Source organism: Campylobacter concisus (genome assembly GCF_003049705.1).
In the GTDB taxonomy this organism is placed as follows: domain Bacteria; phylum Campylobacterota; class Campylobacteria; order Campylobacterales; family Campylobacteraceae; genus Campylobacter_A; species Campylobacter_A concisus_AR.
Map to the genome: position 1 here is coordinate 65,573 of NZ_PIRF01000005.1, position 18,139 is coordinate 83,711.

General features: G+C 37.8%; 18 protein-coding genes. 6 read left to right on the forward strand and 12 right to left on the reverse strand.

Annotation, left to right across the window (positions count from 1 at the left end; genetic code table 11):
• Nucleotides 1-61: 61 nt before the first annotated feature.
• Both CVT05_RS06550 and CVT05_RS09535 read left to right on the forward strand, forming a co-directional pair.
• Nucleotides 62-607, forward strand: a complete 546-nt coding sequence (locus CVT05_RS06550; RefSeq protein ID WP_107698233.1) for a hypothetical protein — start codon at nt 62-64, stop codon at nt 605-607.
• 200 nt (nt 608-807) lie between these two features.
• A complete protein-coding gene (locus tag CVT05_RS09535) occupies nt 808-987 on the forward strand; it encodes a hypothetical protein (RefSeq protein WP_234400570.1) in 180 nt (59 codons plus the stop codon).
• 100 nt (nt 988-1,087) lie between these two features.
• On the opposite strand, the gene CVT05_RS09720 is transcribed toward CVT05_RS09535, so the two are convergent.
• The 3 genes from CVT05_RS09720 to CVT05_RS06565 all read right to left on the reverse strand — a co-directional run bounded on the left by CVT05_RS09720 (nt 1,088) and on the right by CVT05_RS06565 (nt 4,014).
• A complete protein-coding gene (locus CVT05_RS09720) occupies nt 1,088-1,573 on the reverse strand; it encodes an MFS transporter (protein WP_413784144.1) in 486 nt (161 codons plus the stop codon).
• The gene (locus CVT05_RS09725) at nt 1,498-2,202 is read right to left on the reverse strand and encodes an MFS transporter (RefSeq protein WP_413784145.1); all 705 of its coding nucleotides are present in this window, start codon (nt 2,200-2,202) and stop codon (nt 1,498-1,500) included. Before CVT05_RS09725 ends, CVT05_RS09720 begins: the two co-directional genes overlap by 76 nt.
• Nucleotides 2,203-2,799: 597 nt before the next feature.
• Complete coding sequence (locus tag CVT05_RS06565) at nt 2,800-4,014, reverse strand: saccharopine dehydrogenase family protein (RefSeq protein WP_107698234.1); 1,215 nt, start codon at nt 4,012-4,014, stop codon at nt 2,800-2,802.
• Nucleotides 4,015-4,107: 93 nt separating this feature from the next.
• Here CVT05_RS06565 and CVT05_RS06570 point away from each other — a divergent pair, with 93 nt between their 5' ends.
• The gene (locus tag CVT05_RS06570) at nt 4,108-4,830 is read left to right on the forward strand and encodes a tetratricopeptide repeat protein (RefSeq protein ID WP_087578311.1); all 723 of its coding nucleotides are present in this window, start codon (nt 4,108-4,110) and stop codon (nt 4,828-4,830) included.
• On the opposite strand, the gene CVT05_RS06575 is transcribed toward CVT05_RS06570, so the two are convergent.
• A complete protein-coding gene (locus CVT05_RS06575; protein ID WP_107698235.1) occupies nt 4,823-5,464 on the reverse strand; it encodes a non-canonical purine NTP pyrophosphatase in 642 nt (213 codons plus the stop codon). The two genes, CVT05_RS06570 and CVT05_RS06575, sit on opposite strands and share 8 nt — an antisense overlap.
• Before the next feature lie 113 nt (nt 5,465-5,577).
• Here CVT05_RS06575 and CVT05_RS06580 point away from each other — a divergent pair, with 113 nt between their 5' ends.
• Nucleotides 5,578-6,879, forward strand: a complete 1,302-nt coding sequence (locus tag CVT05_RS06580) for an MFS transporter (protein ID WP_107698236.1) — start codon at nt 5,578-5,580, stop codon at nt 6,877-6,879.
• Nucleotides 6,876-8,012, forward strand: a complete 1,137-nt coding sequence (locus CVT05_RS06585; RefSeq protein ID WP_107698237.1) for an NAD(P)/FAD-dependent oxidoreductase — start codon at nt 6,876-6,878, stop codon at nt 8,010-8,012. Before CVT05_RS06580 ends, CVT05_RS06585 begins: the two co-directional genes overlap by 4 nt.
• 249 nt (nt 8,013-8,261) lie before the next feature.
• Here the strand turns inward: CVT05_RS06585 and CVT05_RS06590 are convergent, their stop codons facing one another.
• The 6 genes from CVT05_RS06590 to CVT05_RS06615 all read right to left on the reverse strand — a co-directional run bounded on the left by CVT05_RS06590 (nt 8,262) and on the right by CVT05_RS06615 (nt 16,206).
• Nucleotides 8,262-8,900 carry an HAD family hydrolase gene (locus tag CVT05_RS06590; RefSeq protein WP_107698238.1) on the reverse strand — a complete coding sequence of 213 codons (639 nt, stop codon included), beginning with the start codon at nt 8,898-8,900 and terminating at the stop codon, nt 8,262-8,264.
• Nucleotides 8,901-8,973: 73 nt separating this feature from the next.
• Nucleotides 8,974-9,990: an OmpA family protein gene (locus CVT05_RS06595; protein WP_084041636.1), complete on the reverse strand. Its 1,017-nt coding sequence runs from the start codon at nt 9,988-9,990 to the stop codon at nt 8,974-8,976.
• A gap of 153 nt (nt 9,991-10,143) precedes the next feature.
• On the reverse strand, nt 10,144-10,533 hold the full coding sequence (gene rpsI / locus CVT05_RS06600) for a 30S ribosomal protein S9 (protein ID WP_107698239.1): 390 nt from the start codon (nt 10,531-10,533) through the stop codon (nt 10,144-10,146).
• 2 nt (nt 10,534-10,535) lie between these two features.
• The gene (gene rplM, locus CVT05_RS06605) at nt 10,536-10,964 is read right to left on the reverse strand and encodes a 50S ribosomal protein L13 (protein WP_002939292.1); all 429 of its coding nucleotides are present in this window, start codon (nt 10,962-10,964) and stop codon (nt 10,536-10,538) included.
• A gap of 80 nt (nt 10,965-11,044) precedes the next feature.
• On the reverse strand, nt 11,045-13,864 hold the full coding sequence (locus tag CVT05_RS06610) for a RecB-like helicase (protein WP_107698240.1): 2,820 nt from the start codon (nt 13,862-13,864) through the stop codon (nt 11,045-11,047).
• Complete coding sequence (locus CVT05_RS06615; RefSeq protein ID WP_107698241.1) at nt 13,861-16,206, reverse strand: PD-(D/E)XK nuclease family protein; 2,346 nt, start codon at nt 16,204-16,206, stop codon at nt 13,861-13,863. The genes CVT05_RS06610 and CVT05_RS06615 overlap by 4 nt, the downstream gene beginning before the upstream one ends.
• Before the next feature lie 151 nt (nt 16,207-16,357).
• On the opposite strand from CVT05_RS06615, the gene CVT05_RS06620 reads away from it, so the two are divergent.
• Nucleotides 16,358-16,945: a flavin reductase gene (locus CVT05_RS06620; RefSeq protein WP_107698242.1), complete on the forward strand. Its 588-nt coding sequence runs from the start codon at nt 16,358-16,360 to the stop codon at nt 16,943-16,945.
• 122 nt (nt 16,946-17,067) lie between these two features.
• Here CVT05_RS06620 and CVT05_RS06625 read toward each other — a convergent pair whose 3' ends face one another.
• Nucleotides 17,068-17,538, reverse strand: coding sequence for a FixH family protein (locus tag CVT05_RS06625; protein WP_107695577.1), 471 nt, complete (start codon nt 17,536-17,538; stop codon nt 17,068-17,070).
• Nucleotides 17,531-18,100: a hypothetical protein gene (locus CVT05_RS06630; protein ID WP_054196095.1), complete on the reverse strand. Its 570-nt coding sequence runs from the start codon at nt 18,098-18,100 to the stop codon at nt 17,531-17,533. The genes CVT05_RS06625 and CVT05_RS06630 overlap by 8 nt, the downstream gene beginning before the upstream one ends.
• Between the last annotated feature and the right edge of the window lie 39 nt (nt 18,101-18,139).

Consider the following 18,139-nt stretch of genomic DNA (forward strand, 5'->3'; position numbering starts at 1 on the left):
TTGAAGTAAGTGGATATATAATTTACGATATTTATTATCAATATTATAAAAAGGATTCTTTATGAACAAACTTACTTCTGTTGCTTTAGCAGCTTCATTTTTTGCAGTTTCAGCTCTTGCATTTAGCGTAGAAGGTGAACCAAAGGTAACATTTACTGGTTACAAGCTAGCAAATAAAACAGCCGTACCAGGTACTTTTAAGACGATAAATTTTAAAAGTCAAGAAAATGCAAATTTTGCTGATTTTTTAAAGAGCTTTGAATTTAAGCTAGAGCCAAAAGATATCGACACAAAGCTACCTGACCGCGATAAAAGGATTGGCATTATTTTCGATGGCAAGGCAGTAGATGGCAAGATCGTAGCAGTAAATGGCGACGATAAGGCCGGAGAAATGGATGTTGAGCTTAGCATAAATGGCAACTCAAAAATTTTTAAAACAAAATATGAAGTACAAAATGGCAAGCTAATGGCAAAATTTTCAGTTGATCTTGTAAATGATTTGAAGCTAAATGAGAGCTTTGATAAATTTGCCGCTGCTGCCAAACCATTTCACGGTGGAAAGAGCTATCCAGATGTAGATGTTGGCTTTGAGGCAGCGATAAAATAACTTTCAATTTCGGCACCAGTAAGTTAGCTTGTGCCGAAATTACCTCTTTATCCTAGTTTCTTATTTTGTGATACCAAAAAATCGAAGATGACGGATTTTTCATACAAAAAGGCGGTAAGAATGCGAAATTTTATTTTAAAGATATCGACGAAATCGGCATCCCCGAGATAGACGCCAAGCGCAAAATCGACGTTTTAAACGTGAGATTTAAAAGAGGCAAACTAGACCGCGACGCGGCTGATGGCCTCATGCAGCCTATCGGCGATGACGACGCCGTGATATACGACAAATACGAGCTCTCAAAGCACGAGGTTTTTAAAATTTTAAAGCAGAAATTTGAGGCGTTAAACGCGCAAAAAAGCGAAAATAAGAAAAAGTAAAATTTGGCTCGGCCAGCGGGCGTCAAATTTGATTTTTGGCTTTTGCGACCAAAAATTTGCGAATTTGACCAAAATTTGAGCCAAACTTACAAGGCTAAATTTATTTATTAAAATACGCCGCGAGCGCGCTTAGCCAAACAAACAGAGCTATTATCCAAGACATCGTCCACGGCGTACCCGCAGAAAACGCCGCAAGCATCGCCGATGAGAGGATACCGCTGCCGTATTGCAGCGAGCCGATGAGCGTAGCGGCCGAGCCCTTCATCTCCTGCGGCACGCTATCAAGAGCGGCGGCATTGGAGCAAGAAGCGATGATGCCGTTCATGCTAAAAACGAAAAACATCGGGATTATCACGCCAAGAACGCCGCCCGTTTTGAAAAACGCAAACGCAAACAGCACGCTGGCAGCAAGCGCGGCGACGAGCGTGGAGACTATGAGTAGGCGGTTTAGCGCATAGCGCTTTACCAGCTTTTTGTTTACGAAACTTAGCGCCATGACGCCCACGATGTTTATACCGAATAAAAATCCGTAGTATTTGCTAGGAATGCCGAAATAATCGATATATACAAACGATGAGCCCGTGATAAAGGCATAGGCGGCAACGCAAAAAACGTCACGCTAAGAGTGTAGCGCATAAATCTGGCGTCTTGCAATAATCTTAGATAGTTTCTAAAAGACGATGCGATGGGCTTTGTGGAGCGCTTTTGCGGCGGCAAGGTCTCTGGCAGAGAAAAAATCATCGCAAACATAATCGCGCTAGCTAGCGCCATCAGCCAAAATATCCCATGCCAAGAGCCAAATTTCAGTATTGCGCCGCCCAATAACGGACCCGCTATCGGCGCTATCGCCATGATAATAACTAGCGTAGAGAGCATCTGTGCGGCCTGCGAGCTACCGAAAAGATCGCTAATCATCGCCCTGCTTAGCATCGGTCCTACGCACGCGCCCACGGCCTGAAACACGCGCCAGAACACTACGCTAGCCATATTGTCCGACATCGCGCATCCTACTGATCCGATCGCAAAGAGCGCCATACCGATAAAAAGCGGGATTTTACGCACGGTCCTATCGCTGATAGGCCCCCAGACGAGCTGCGCGATAGCAAAGCCGATCAAAAAGCCCGTTATCGTGAGCTCCGCATCGCCGTGCAGCTGCCGCTCCATCGTAGGCATAGCGGGCAGATATACGTCCGTAGATAGCGATGTACACGCCATAAGCGCACTTAGGACGACTAAAAAAGATAGTGAAGTTTTTGAGGAGTTCAAATTTTTCCTTTTGTTGTTATTTGAGTGGACGCAGAGTTTGCGCGACTAGAGATTGGAAGCTTTAAATTTACTCAAATTTGCATCGATAAAATTTGCGCGATTATAACTAAATTTAAAAGCTTTTCGGCGTGGAAGCTTAAATTAAATTTGATGCAAAATTTGAATGCAAGCGGTGCAAAATTTAAACTAGAAATTTAAATGCAGTAGAGCAAAGCGCGGTATTTTTTGCCTTACTCAAGGCGGATTTAAATTTTACGACTGAGCAAGTAAAATTTAAGTTAGCAAAAATTTGAACAAAAAAGAGCAAGGCGCAGTATTTTTCGCTTAGACGAAGCGAAATTTCTACTTCGCTTCGCTTGTAGCTGCAAGCAGAAGATTTTAAGCGAGGTGAGTATATTAAAATTTAAATATTACAAGACCTCAGGCAAAGTATCGTGAGATGATTTTAAATGTTTTGAAGTAAATTTCGTCCCAAGACTAGACATATAGTCTGTCACAGGGCGAAATTTACGAAATCATTTAAAAGCGCTCGCGAGACAAGCCTTGCTATTTTACTTCATACCTCTCGCCGGGTTTCATTTCGATTATCTCCCACGGCAAGCCCTGCCTGTTTAGCTCGTCCATGAAAGGCTTGGCGTCGAAATTTTCCATATTAAAGACGCCTTTTCCGCTCCAAATGCCTTTTGCGACCATCATCGAGCCGATCATCGCAGGTACGCCCGTCGTGTAGCTCACCGCCTGCGCGCCCGTCTCGGCGTAGCAAGCCTCGTGGTCGCAGACGTTGTAGATATAGACTTGACGCTCTTTGCCATCCTTGAGCCCGCGTATCACGCAGCCGATGTTGGTTTTGCCCTTCGTGCGAGGGCCGAGGCTTGCGGGATCAGGTAGCAAGGTTTTTAGAAACTGTATCGGCACGATCTTTACGCCGTTGTGCTCGACCTCGTCGATACGAAGCATACCGACGTTTTCTAGGCATTTCATGTGAGTTAGGTAGCTCTGTCCGAAAGTCATAAAAAAGCGGATTCGCTTTAGCCCTTTGATGTTTTTAACAAGGCTTTCTAGCTCCTCGTGATAGAGTAGGTAGCTGTCCTTGACGCCTACTTTGGGATAGTCCCATTTGAACATTATCTCCATCGGCTCGGTCTCTTTCCACTCGCCGCGCTCCCAGTAGCGGCCCTTTGCGCTCACTTCGCGTAAATTTATCTCTGGATTAAAATTCGTCGCAAACGCATATCCGTGATCGCCCGCGTTGCAGTCTAGGATGTCGATCTCGTGGATCTCGTCAAAGAGATTTTGCTGTGCGTAGGCGCAAAATACGTTCGTCACGCCCGGATCAAAGCCGCTTCCTAGCAGCGCCATCGTGTTTGCGGCTTTAAACTCGCCGTCCTTCGCCCACTGCAGCTTATACTCAAATTTAGCGGTGTCGGGGTGCTCGTAGTTTGCCGTGTCGATGTACGGGATGCCGGCGCGAGAGCACGCGTCCATGAGGGTTAGGTCTTGATACGGCAGCGCCACATTTAAAAGCAAATCGGCACCCGTTTTTTTGATGAGCGCGACCATGGCATCGGTATCGTCCGCGTCGATCTGGGCGGTGTCAATTTGCACGCCTAGGCGGTCTTTTATAAATTTAGCGATCGCGTCGCACTTGCTTTTGGTGCGGCTTGCAAGGGTGATCTTGCTAAAAACGTCCGAGTTCATCGCACATTTTACGGTCGCGACTTGGCTCACGCCGCCCGCGCCTATGATTAAGATATTTGACATTTGGGCTCCTTTAAATTTTAGTGATTTTAGCGAAGTTAATATAAATTTCTCGCTTTAAAAGGTAAAATAAGGCAAAAATTTAAAGGTAAAAAGATGAAGAAAATTTTGCCATTTTTAGCGCCTATTTGCCTCTTTGCAAGTAGCTGTGACGAGCTAATACAAGAGAGTGTGAGGGAGTTTTATAAAAGCGATAGAAATTTGGAGAGAGCCATAAATTTAGCCGAGCAAGCGACTGATGTCTGCTTAAAAGAGGGCAACACCGAGCAGGCGATCACTTCGCTCATAAATAGCGCTAGCATTTGCATGGTAAATAAAGAGCCACAAAAGGCGTTAGAGCTCTCACAAAGAGCCCTAGAGCTTGTGGCAAACGTTAGCGACAAGCTGCTACTAGCTCGCTCTTATCATAGCCTAGGTGCGGCACAAAAGGCGCTAGGCAGATACGACGAAGCGCTTGCTAATTTTCAAGAAGCTCTAAAAATTTATGACGATGCGCCAGATGCTCCAATGCACGACGAGTTAGTCTGCATAAAAGGTATCGCTAGTGCCTACTACCTAAAAAACGACTTTGATAAAGCCTATGAAAATCATCTTTTAGCGCTAAATTTACTTGATATCACGCCAGAGTTAAGTGGCAACGAGCTTGTGCGATCAGAGCTGTTAATAGAGCTTGCTAACGACCTAGCAAAGCTTAATCAAAAGGACGAAGCTGCCCAAAACTACAAAAAAGTGCTTGAAATTTTAAATAGCAAAGAGCAAAACCCTCGCGCACAAGATCTTTTAGAGCAAGCCAACAAAGGACTAAAGGAGCTTAACTAAAATTTTTCTTTAGGCTTTTTAGTACAAAATTTGCAAGCTCAAGTCCCTTTGAACGGTGAGAAATTTTAAGCTTCGTCTCATTATCTAGCTCACCAAGCGTCTTAGTAAAGCCATCTGGGATAAAAAGTGCGTCATAGCCAAAGCCGTTTGTGCCACGCTCCTCATCTATCGCTTTGCCATACATAAAGCCATGAGTTGTGTAGTCGCCAAATTTTGAGCTAATAGCGATACAGGCGGTGTAGTGAGCTGGTGAGCTCTCTAAATTTAGCGCCTTTAGCTTGCTAATTAACTTTGCTCTGTTGTTTGCATCATCTGCGTTCTTGCCGCATACCTTGCCATTTTCATCAAGGTCAAAATAGCGCGCAGAGTAGATCCCGGGCTCGCCACCAAGTGCATCCACGCTAATGCCGCTATCATCGCTAAGTGCAATAAATTCGCCCCCAAGCCCTTGCTCTTTAAGCTTTGCAAAGACGGCTCTTGACTTTATGAGTGCATTTTGCTGAAAAGTGCTGCCATCTTCAACGATATCAAATGGCTTTACAACCTCGCTTAGGGCATGAATTTCATAGCCTTTTAAAAATTCTTTTATTTCTTTTACTTTGTCTAAATTTGACGTCGCAAGCACGATCTTCATTGCAAGAGCTCCTTGATTTTTGGGCGTATTTTACAAAAAAGTAGATTAAATTTTTAAATTTAAATTAGCGTTAAAATGATAAACTTAGTCCTTTTAAAAATAAGGAAAATTTTATGTTAAAAAGCGTTTTACCACTATCTTTTATCATAGCAAGCAGATTTTTAGGTCTTTTTATAGTTTTGCCAGTGCTTAGCCTTTATGCCTTAAATTTACGCGGAGCAAACGAGTTTTTAGTAGGGCTAATAGTAGGCGTCTATGCGATCTCACAGATGATATTTCAAGTGCCTTTTGGAGCGCTCTCGGATAGGATAGGACGCAAAAAAACATTAACAATCGGACTTTTGGTTTTTATCATCGGCTCAATAATTTGTGCACTTACAAGCGATATTTTTACCATGCTATTTGGTAGATTTTTACAAGGCGTAGGTGCTATCGGAGCAGTTGCAACTGCGATGATAAGTGACTATATAACAGAAGAAAAACGCTCAAAAGCTATGGCGATAATGGGTGCTTTTATAGGGCTTAGTTTCACACTTTCTATGGTGCTTGGGCCGCTTCTTGCCAAAGACTATGGGCTTTCAAGTCTCTTTTATCTAAGTGCCACTCTTAGCCTGCTTTGCATTGTACTTCTTTACACCGTTGTGCCAAAAGAGATAAAAGTGAGTGCTAAAAGTGAAAAAGTACCATTTGGTAAGCTGTTTTTACAAAAAGACTACATGATCATAAATTTCACCTCTTTTATGCAAAAGATGCTAGCAAGCATCGCATTTTTGGTGATCCCTATCGTTTTAGTAAAAGAGTACGGTTACGAAAGCAGCGAGCTTTACAAGGTCTATACACTTGGTGCCGTACTTGGCTTTTTGGCTATGGGGCTAGCTGGTGCCCTTGGCGATGGCAAGGGACTTAGCAAGGTCATCTTAATAGCTGGTACGCTACTTTTTGCTCTAACCTACACTATTTTTGCCATTAGCTTTACACTTTTTATCTTCGTTTTGGGAGTTGCTATATTTTTTATAGGATTTAACCTTCACGAGCCCATCATGCAATCAACCGCGACAAAATTTGTAAAATCCTCGCAAAAAGGCTCAGCCCTTGGTGTATTTAATTCATTTGGCTATCTAGGAAGCTTTGTTGGAGGTGCGTTTGGTGGGTATATCTTGCACGCCTTTGGTTTTAAAGTACTAGCCATCATCTGCGTGGTGCTTTGCGTGATCTGGCTTATTTTACTCTTTAGCCTGAGCGATCCAAGAATTTTTAAAAATATCTATCTAAGCCCTGAAGTAAGTTTAAATTTAGAGCTGCTAAATAGACAAAAAGGTGTAGTCGATTATTACAAAAACGAGAAAAATCAAGTGATAAAATTTGACTCTCGCCTAACAAGCGAGGCGGCTTTAAAAGAGAGCTTGAAGTTTTGATCTACGACGTCATCATCATTGGTGCCGGTGCTAGCGGACTATTTTTAGGAGCAAATTTAAAGGGTAAAAAGGTTGCCATCTTAGAAAAAAATAGTAGTGCTGGCAAAAAGATCCTAGCAAGCGGTGGCGGCAGATGCAACATCACAAACCGCTTTGTAAGCGCCAAAAACTACCTTGGCGAGCAAAAATTTATAGAGCAAATTTTAGAAGTACTGACCCCAGATCAAGTTTTAATTTTTTTTAGCGAGCTTAAATTTAGTAAGCAAAAGCAAAATCAATTTTTCTGCGATAGCGGCGCAAAGAGTGTCTTGAGCGTACTTTTAAAAAGGCAAAATGCAGATATTTTTTATAACAAAGAAGTTCTTGGTGCTAAAAAAATAGATGAAATTTTTGAAATTCTAACAAAAGATGAGAAATTTAGAGCTAGAAATTTAGTCATCGCAAGTGGCGGACTAAGCTACAAAGCCCTTGGCGCAAGCGACATTGGCTATAAAATAGCAAATAATTTTGGTATTGAAACCTCAGCTCTTGCGCCTGTACTTGTTGGATTTAGCGTGCAAAAAGATGAGTTTTGGTTTAAAGAGCTTAGCGGAGTTAGTCTAAATGCTGATGTTGAGATGAGCGACAAAAACGATAATCATAAATTTAGTGACAATGTGCTTTTTACACACAGAGGCATAAGCGGCCCAGCGATACTAAATGCATCTTTGTTTTGGCAAAAAGGACGAATCTGCATAAATTTTTTGCCTAGATTTAGTGAGAAAAATTTAATAAACGGCAAAAAGCAGCTTAGCTCAGTTTTACCCTTACCAAAGAGATTTGTACTAGAGTTTTTAAAAAATTTTGGCCTAAAAGATAGAGCTTTTTATGAATTTAGCGATAAAGAGAGACAAATCATAAAAAGGCTTTTTGCTTATGAATTTGCTCCAGCTGGGACATTTGGCTTTGAAAGAGCGGAAGTCACAAAAGGCGGTGTAAAGATTGAATTTTTAGATAAAAATTTACAAGACTCTAACGTTAAGGGGCTTTATTTCATTGGTGAGGTCTTGGACATCACTGGCATGCTTGGCGGATATAACTTACATTTTGCATTTGCAAGCGCTCTAAAGGTGGCTAGGGTCTTAAATCTATGATCTCCTAGAAGTTAGCTAATTTTTAGACAAATTTTCATATTTTAAATAAAATAAAATTACCATGAAAGTAGCGTTTTTAAGCAAATTTATTCAGAGTAATTTAGATGTTAAAAATTCATAATAAATACTTTAAAAATATTTTGCGCCAAATAAAGATAATAAATTTTTGGAGTAAATTTTATAACCAAGCAAGCTAAACGTTAGGTTAAATTTACTTTAAAGTATAAGCAGCTCGGGAATATTAGATTATCAAACTTCTTTTATAAAGCTAACGGCTTCAAATGGGTTTGAGAAAATATGTTTACTAAATTTCTCCAAATCACTCTTTTGACCATATCCACAAGTTAGACCCACGCCTGTAACAAAGGCAGCTTGTGCAGCCAATATATCCATAATGGTATCACCTACCATAAATGCATTATTTTTATCTTTATTAAGTCTAGTTAAAGCCAAATTTATTGGCTCTGGATTTGGTTTTGGATTAGCAACATCGTCTCTTCCAATAACAGTTTTTATATATTTCATAACCCCTAAATGCTCAAGCAAGATAATAGAAAATTTTGAAGTTTTCGTAGTAACTATACCAACATCAGCAAAGCTACTTGCTTCCTTCAATGCTTCACTTGCATAATCTAAGAGTACCGTCTCATCAAGGTAAATTTTTTCGTAGCAAGCTTTATACTCTTTTATATAGCTATCAATTAAATTTTTGCTTGCACCAAGTCTTTCAAACATTATTTCAAGCGGATGACCAACCAAAGACTTTAATGCATTATGGTCTGGCTCTTTTTTACCATGGGATAAAAAAGCTCTATCAAATCCTTTTAAAATAGCAGAAGTAGAATCAATAAGCGTACCGTCCAAATCAAAAAGTATGGTTTTTTCCATCATTTCTCCGTAGAAATAAAAAAGGGCCTAGCCGAAGCTAAGCCCAAAAAGAAGTAACTTTAAACAATTAAGATTATTTATTGAAAGTAGCTTCAACGCGTCTATTTTGAGCGCGGCCTTCTTTAGTTTTGTTTGTAGCAATTGGTTTAAGCTCACCGTAGCCAACTGTTGAAATTTTATCCTCGCTTACTCCATAGCCAGCAAGAACATCAGCTACTGCTTTTGCTCTTTTTTCAGATAGTTTTTGGTTATAAGCTTCTGCACCTACGCTATCAGTGTGACCAGCAAGTACAACTTTATAATCTGGGTGTTCGCCCATGAAGTCAGCTACTTTTTTGATCTCAGCTGCATATTTTGGTCCAACTTTGTAGCTATCAAATGCAAAGTTAACATCTAGATCTCTAAGAACGATAACTTTCTCGCATCCTCTTTCGTCAACAACCACGCCAGCTGGAGTGTTAGGGCATTGATCTATATCATTTGGCACGCCATCATTATCATCATCAAGAACTGGAGTTGCTGCTGGAGTTGCTGCTGCAACTGGAGCTGCTGCCACAACTGGAGCTGCTTTTGAGTCAAGACCGATACCAAAGCCTAGTGAATAGAATAGGTTATGATCAGCATGTTCAAATTTGATAGCGTCTCTTGCTTCTGCTTTAAGAGCGAATCTATCAGTTACTTGATATCTTAAACCAAAACCATATTGGCCAAAACCGCCATCTTCATTTTTAACAAAAATAGCTGGAACATCTTCATAACCAGCACCAACTAAGCCATATAGACTAACTGGTCCAAAATCAACTATATCTTTTACAAGATTTGCATGATATCTAAGAACTCTTCCTTCTCTTGTTAAGCTACCTGTTTTTTCTTTTGCTTTTTGAGTGTAATCAACACCAAGCTCTACTTGGTCAAAGAAAAAATCTTCAAGATTTCTAGCAGCTCTAACACCAACGAAGTTATGGTCTTTTACACGTAGATTTCCCTCTGGGTGAACGCCACCAATAGTTGGAGTAACTTCATAATTATATGCTGCGTTAGACGCAAAAACCGCTGTTGCGGCAACCATAGCTAAAGCAATCTTTTTCATATTTAGAATTCCTTTCTTAGGATTTATTTTAAAGTGGTTACATTTTAACTGAATAAAATTTAACCGACTCTAAATCATAATTTAATTAACAATGTAAATTTGAAATTTACACAACTTAAATTTTGCAAATGCAAAAGCACTTGCAAAAATTCATTAACGTTTAGAGAATTGTGGGCTTCTTCTTGCCTTTCTTCTACCAAATTTCTTACGTTCAACAACACGAGAATCTCTAGTTAATAAGCCTTTTGGTTTAAGTGCTGCTCTAAAATCAGCATCCATGTCAGCTAAAGCACGTGAAATGCCGTGTCTTAAAGCCTCAGCTTGTGCTGAATAACCACCACCTAAGGTTGTAGCTACTACATCTATTAAACTCTCTTGTTTAGTAACTAGAAGTGGCTGAATTACTTTAAGCTTTATAGCTTCATGTCCACCAAGCCAAGTATTAAGATCCATACCATTTACTATGATTTTACCGCTTCCAGCTTTTATCCAAACCTTTGCTACGGCAGTTTTTCTTTTACCAGTTGCATAAACTTTTGCCATAATTATTTTCCTTCTTTTTTAGCTATTTGTGCCGTATGAGGATGCTCACTGCCAGCATAAACTTTTAGTTTTTTTATCATCTCTCTTCCAAGTTTAGTTTTTGGAAGCATTCCACGAACAGCTAATTTAAATAGTTTTTCTGGCTTATTTGCTATCAAATCGCCAAATTTTTCACTCTTTACACTACCAAAGTATCCTGAGTGTCTGTGATAAAGTTTATCTTCAGCTTTGTTATTACCAGTAAATTCTACTTTTGAAGCATTTATGATGATAACATAGTCGCCACAATCTACGTTTGGCGTGAAGCATGGTTTGTTTTTGCCACGAAGTATAGTTGCTACCTCAGTTAGCAATCTACCAAAACGTTTACCAGCTGCATCAACAACGATCCAGTCTCGTTTAACTTCGTTTGGCTTTGTTATTTTTGTCATTTTCTTACCTTTGCCAAGTTAATTTTTGAGTTGTGATTGTATTTAAACAATGCTTTTATAAAGCTTAAATTAAGTAGCATTTAAACTTCAATATATGAAATTTTTCCATTAAGAGCGTAGAAGATGACGGCGATTATACTATGCTTTGGATAAAATTTACTTAATGCCTCTTTGTATTCTCCAACTTGTTTTTTATTTTCCTCAATATTTTTATCTGTCGTTTTATAGTCAATCACGCAAATTTCGCTCTCTCCAATACAAAATAAGTCCATCTGTTTTAGTTCGTTTTTTACTTTAAATGGCTGCTCTTTGTAAATTTCTTTATCTTTTATACACTTTAGAAATTTTGGCTCATTTATTAGCATTTTTGCCCGTTTAAAGGCATCTTCAAGCCTATCAAGTGAGAGAAATTTATAAAATTTATTTAGCATTAAACTTTTAGCTTTTAAAAGCAAATTTTCATCAAATTTCTCACTCATCTCAAGTAAATAGTGAAACGCTAAGCCAAAATAGATTGCCTCTAAATTTTTACCGCTCGTTTTTTGCTCTCTTGCCTCTACGTCTTGCCTTTCTATCTTTAAAATTTCAGGCATTTTTTCATCTTTTTTTGCCTCTTTTTGCTCACTCTTGCTAGGTAAAATTTTACCAAAACTAAACTCTTTTAAATCAAGATAGTCGTTTACTTCGCTTTTATCGCTTCTAGTATAAAAAGAAAAAAAGCTAGGACTATTTCCACTTGGAGCAGCTTGTTTAATAATGATAAGCGACTTTGTAGCCCTAGTGAAAGCGACGTAAATTTTATTGATATTTTCTTGTTTCTCAAGCTCTTTTATTTGCTCTAACACACCAGCATACTCAGGGTCAAAATTTTCTCTACCAGAAATTCTACTTTTTACTATCCACTCGCCTTTTTCGCTATATTCTGTTATAAAGTTTGAGTCATCGCCCCTGCCCTTACTCATCATATCGCAAACTATCACGTGAGTAAACTCGAGCCCTTTTGACTTATGAACAGTCATTATCTTTACGCCGTCAGCATTTTTAGGACTGATTTTAGAACTAAAATTTTCAAGATTAAAGATAAAATTGCTTAAATTTTTATAGCCACTGCTTAGCTCAAAAAGCCTTAAAATATCAACATCAGCCATATTTATATATAAATTTTTAGCTAGATAAAATAGGCTTTTTGTCACACTATCTTCAGCTTTTATTTTTAACCTTTTAGGATTTGTATTTACAAGTGCTTTTACATTTTTTTCATAAATTTCTTCACCAAAAAGACAAAATTTCGCATACTCGATGATCGCTGCAACAAACGGCGTTCGCTTTAGCTCCAAGGTGCCTTCATTTACGCTTTTTATCCCCTCACTGCTAAGCACCTCTGAGATGAGGCTGATGTCGCTATTTTTCCAGCAAAGCACAGTTATCTCACTTGCATTTACGCCAGCAGCAAGTAGCTCTTTTACTTGCGAAACTGCTGCACCCGCTATATCTTCATCGCTTAGCACATGCAAGTAGCCGTAGTCATCTTCCTCGGCTTCAAAATAAGGACACTCGCCACTTACTTTGTAGCTTAGCTCCTTATCTTTTTTAGCTGGCTCTTGTGGCTCAAAACTAAGCCCATATCTATGATAAATTTCTTCAAAAACAGCGTTATTAAATTTCACTAAAGCCTTTAAACTGCGGTAGTTGCTAGGCAAATTTTCCACCAAAATTTGCTCAAATTTCTCTCCAAGCTTATCAAAAAGCTCTTTTTTACCACCCCTAAATTTATAGATACTCTGCTTTGTGTCGCCCACGTAAAAAAAGCTCCCGAGCCCGTTTTGTCCGTATCCTGAAACGATCTCAGTGATAAGTGGCAAGATGATCTCATATTGGATCACATTTGTATCTTGAAACTCATCTATCAAAAGGTGATTTATCCTGCCATCAAGCCTAAAATAAAGCACATCTTTATCAAAATTTTCAACCAAAAGCTTAAAGACCAGCTTATTTATATCAGCAAAGCTTAAAGCGTTTATCTCTTTGTTTAGCTCTAAATTTGAGTATTTATAAACATTTAAGAGCTTGCTAAAACCGCTAAGTCTATATCTTTCAACCTCTAAAATATACTCTTTTGCCGCCTCTTTTAGCTTTACAAAAAGCTCGTCAAGCTCACTTGTGTAAATTTTGCTAAAAGTGCGGTAATTTAGGCTCTCTCTTTCAAAGACCTTATTTTTAAAAAGCTCAAATAAATTTTGCTCATTAAATGTCTTTTTAGCCGAATCGCTAGCACCATTTTGCAAGGCTATATGCTCATTTATCTCCTTTTGCGCTGCTCTTACCTTGCTATCATCTGGATAGCTCGCGCCACTATCTTTTAGCTCGCCGCCAAAACTCTCATAAAATTTAGCCAAAGTCTGCGAAAAGCTCGCCTCTTTTTGACTTGAAATGATCATCATGAGTGCAAGCTCACTAAGAAGCTTATAATCTTTGCTTGCCTCTTTTACAAATTTTTTCCACGCCAGATCTTGCAGACTATCTTGCACGCTGTAATCAGGACTAAGTCCTAAATTTTGACTAAATTTCTTTAGGATTCCAGAGAAAAATGCATCAAATGTATAAATTTTTAGCTCACTTTGCAAAAATCTATCAAGCTTCTCATCGCGTCTTTTTATGACCTCACCTTGGCTCAAACTAAGCTCTTTGCAAAGCTTATCAAGCTCGTCTTTTTTGTTTTGCAAGTCCAAAAAAGTTGTGATTATGCGCTCTTTCATCTCATTGGCCGCTTTTTTGGTAAAGGTTAGAGCGATGATCTCGTTTATATTTTCGCCTCTAAGCACCAAAGCGATATAACGAACGCTTAAAGCGAATGTTTTCCCGCTTCCAGCACTTGCTTTTAGGGCTAAAAAATCTTTCATAACTCTCTCCTACAAAGTATGGCATACTCGCAAAATTTACAAGCTCCGCTTTTTCTTTCAAAATTTATCTTAGTGTTACTTATACTCTTTAGATTTTCTATCTCAGCCCTTAGATCATCTACGCTTTTTTTTGAGCTGATAAGTACTGGTTCATTCTTTAGAGCAAAGTAAGCACTTTTTACCTCGCTACCGTAAAGTGCTTCATAAAAAGCAAGCTGAAGTGAGTTCGCATTTGCATCACCAGTTTTATAATCAAGTATAAAAGGCTCACCATCAGGGCTAGCATCGATTCTATCGATAATGCCTTTTATCTTTACATCACAAAAACTGCTCTCTATGTCTTTTTCGCACTCAAGCACTCTAAAGCCAGCACTTAAACGTTCATTTTCAAACTCTGCGTATTCTTTAAATTTCTGCGACCAAATCTCAAGCTCAAGCGAAGAAAAATCTTGCTTTGCAAGTATTTCTTTAAAAATAGCCAAATCAAATATATTTTTTTGTCTATAAAAATCACTCGTGTAGTATTCATAAAGCGCCTTATGCACGCTATTTCCTTGCTTAGATCCTGGCTCAGTTGCTATTGCTTTTGCTCCTTTTATACCAGCTATCTTTGCGTAATAATACTTTCTTGGGCAGGTTAGAAATAAATTTAGTGTAGAAAATGATAGCGGTTTAGTGAAAAAATCATGCTCCAAAATAATCTCATCATCGCTTAAATTTAGGCTTGTACTTCCTTTTAAAAATAATTTTAAATACGCCTCGTCACTAAATTTCTCATCTTTTATTGTTTTGAAATTTTTTAAAAATCTTGAAGGAATACTCTCTTCGTTTAAAACACAGCTTATGGCGACCTTTTTGGCATTGTTTATAAGGCTTTCGTAGTAAAATCTCTGCAAATTTTCACGCTCAAGGTAGCTTATAAGCCCTGCCTTTTGCCTCACTTTTGAGTTTAAAAACATCTCATTTGTGCTTCTTACTGGGATGAAGTTATCATTAAAATCAACTATGATCACACCATCAAATTTCATTCCACGGCTCTCAAGCATGCCCATGACGCTGATCTTTCCGCCGCCCACATCATCGATGCTAAGGCGAGAGATATTTAGTAAGAAAATTTCACTTAGTTGCTTTAAGCTAAAGCTAAAATACCTACATAAATTCTCAATCCTAAAAAGCTCAAGCGCAAGCTTTTCTTCGCATCTTGGCTCATTTTCAAGCGTTAAAAGCTCATCTATTAGCTCTTTAAATTTAGCAAAGTCACAAAGTTCAAAGTAGCTTGATTTAAATTTATTAAAAAGCTCTTCGCTTACGCCAAGCGTGTTCAAGATAAATCCAAGCTCCTCGTAGCTCTCACACTTGCCTTGATCAAAAACCAGTCTTGCCTCTTCATTTATCGCTCTTGCGATGTAGTAAAGCGCTTCATAAAATTTTGTATTTTTAAAGCTCTCACCCATAGCGTAGTTAAAAATTTTATCTCTATCATGTAGCCTTAAAATTTCACTAAAACTCTCATCTGGCAATATAACAGCGATGTTTTCAGGCTTTATGCCCTCACGCACAAACTCGCTCACCTTTGCCATAGCGTAGGCACATTGCAGGCTTCTAGTGGCAAATCGCTTTTCTAAGACTGGCTCAAATTTTTTGATATTTTCTAAGCAAATTAGCTCATTTGTCTTTAAATTTAGCTCATATTTTTTGTAATTTTCAATCTCACTAATAGCTGAAATTTGCCTTATTTTATTGATTAGCTTTGTGTTGAAAACACTGGTTTGAAAGATAATTTTTAGCGTAGTTAGCTTTGAGATTTTCTCTAAAATTTCCCACTCGAACTCACTTAAAATTCCATCTATGTGCAGTGAAATTTCACTAAAGCTTTTGATATAAGCTTCATTTATGTTATAAATTTTTGGCAAGGTTATATCATCGTAGAGATTTTCTTGACCAAGCAAGCTCTCATACTCTTTTAAAACCGCTTCAAGTATGTTTAAATGCTCCTCAAAATTAGCGTAAATATCGTTAAATTTGATCTCAGAGATACTCTTTTTACTAATAGCTAGCTCTTTAAAAAATGAAAAAAGATAGTCATTATTTTTCAAAAATTCAAAAAACTCAGTTGGAATTTTAAGAACAGAGTTTGCCTTTTTGACGCTAGCACAGGCTCTATTCATAAGCACCAAAGCATAGGTGCTATCAATCTCAAATCTACCATCTACATAAACTACCTTTTTATAAAACTCGGCAATGCTTAGGCTTTTTGGGATTAGCTCATCATTAAAACTTGCATTAAATTCACGAATCTTACGCGAGTTCGTAAAGATAAAAAGTTGGTTTAGGTTATGCATTTTTCTCTCTTAAATTTTTAAGCAATGATAGCTAAATGCTGATAAAAGAGCGCTTTTTACGCTTAGATAAAGCTTTAAATTTTTATCTAAGTACATTAAAATTTTAAGCCTTAAAGAGCCAAAAGCTACAATCACAAAAAAAGGAGCAAAAATGCATAAAGAGTTAAACAGACAAGGTTTTTACTACGGCTTTCCAGTTTTGCTAGCTACCACAAAAGATAAAAACGCAAACGATGATATCACGGTGCTTTCATCTTCTTGGACGTTAGGAAATACAGTAGTGCTTGGCATAGGCATTGAAAATCAAGGCTTTAAAAATATCAAAAATGGTTCAGATATCACGCTAAATTTATGTGATGAGAGTCTGCTAGAAGCTGTGCAAAAAATGGAAAAACTAACTGGCGATAGTGAAGTGCCAGAAGAAAAAAAGAATCTTGGCTACACCTACGAGCACGACAAATTTAAGGTGGCAAATCTCAGCAAAGAACCTGGCATAAATGCAAAAACCGTCAGAATAAAAGAGTGCAAGATACAGATAGAAACGGTTGTAGAAAAGATAGAGTTAAAAGAGTGGTTTAGCATAGTTACTTGCAAGATTACAGGCATTTTTGTAGATGAAAATTTACTAAAAGATGAAAAGATAGATACGCAAAAATGGCATCCACTAATCTATAAATTTAAAGAATATGTCGGCACTTGCGAGCGTTTGGGATTAAATTTTAGATTTAAAGAGATTTGATTTATAGTTTTATTTGATAAAAACTTAGTGTTTTGGTTTTAAATTTAGCCAAAAGATTAGTTTATTAAAATTTAAACTCAGCTTTGAGATCTTTCTTAGATACCAAAGCTGCGATTTTAAGATCATTTTGTGACATTAAGATCAAATTTATAATACCTTGTATCATTAGTGTCACTTAGCCTTAAAAGTAGTTGCCATCTACCTTCTTTTAGGCTTGTTTCTTCACTTACTAGATTATTTTCTTGCCATGAAGCTCTTAAAATTTTATTTTCTTTATTTGTCTGTGGGCGAGTGAGTAAAATTTCATATTTCAAAGCTGAAATTTCTCCTTTTTTAGGAGTTAGATGAAATTTAAACTTAGCATTTAGGGCATTAAAATTTGACTCAAATTTTAGATCAAATTTCTCATCAAAGCGTTTTTCACTCTCTTTGATAAAGGTTATGTTTTCATCGACATTTTGGTAGCTTTGCATATAAGAGCTATCCATTTCGACTGGATGTTTCAGCGCTATGATGATCGTTACTGCGCAAGCGATAATGATAGCAATGAAACTAAGCACGATAGCATAAGGCCAAAAGGTTTTTTTATCCATTTTTTACCTTTTTATAAAAGATAACAATTATAAAAAATGCAACCAAGCCATATATGAAAAATCTTAAAAAATTTAATGTAGTTTTATTTGAATTTCCAACACTACTTTCAAGCTGTAAATTTAAGCTAGATGCGATTTGCTCGGCAATATCAGCGTAGCCATTTAATATAGCAGCATTATAGACATCTTTGCCATTTTTAGAAACCAAAATAGGAATTATCGTTCCTGATTCTGGATTTACACTTAAAATTTGTTCTTTATTAAAAAGCTTTGAAGTATTAGCATCGGCAAAAATTTCTACTTTCTTTTTGCCTTTTATAAGCAGTAAAAAAGCATAAGGCGAGCTAAGGTTTTGATCTTTAAAAAGAGCTTCCAGCTCACCATCTTTATATACGCCAACTACTAAATTTATACCGCTTTTTGCGTAAAGCTCACTGCCGATCTCATTTAGCTTTACACTTACTTTTTGGCTTAGAATTTCATCATTATTTATCACAAAATTTGCTCCCAAAGCCAAACTTTGTGAGAGCAAAAATATAAAAATGAGTATAAATTTTCTCACACCTAGCCTACAAAAAGGTGGTTTGATGTAAGCACTGAC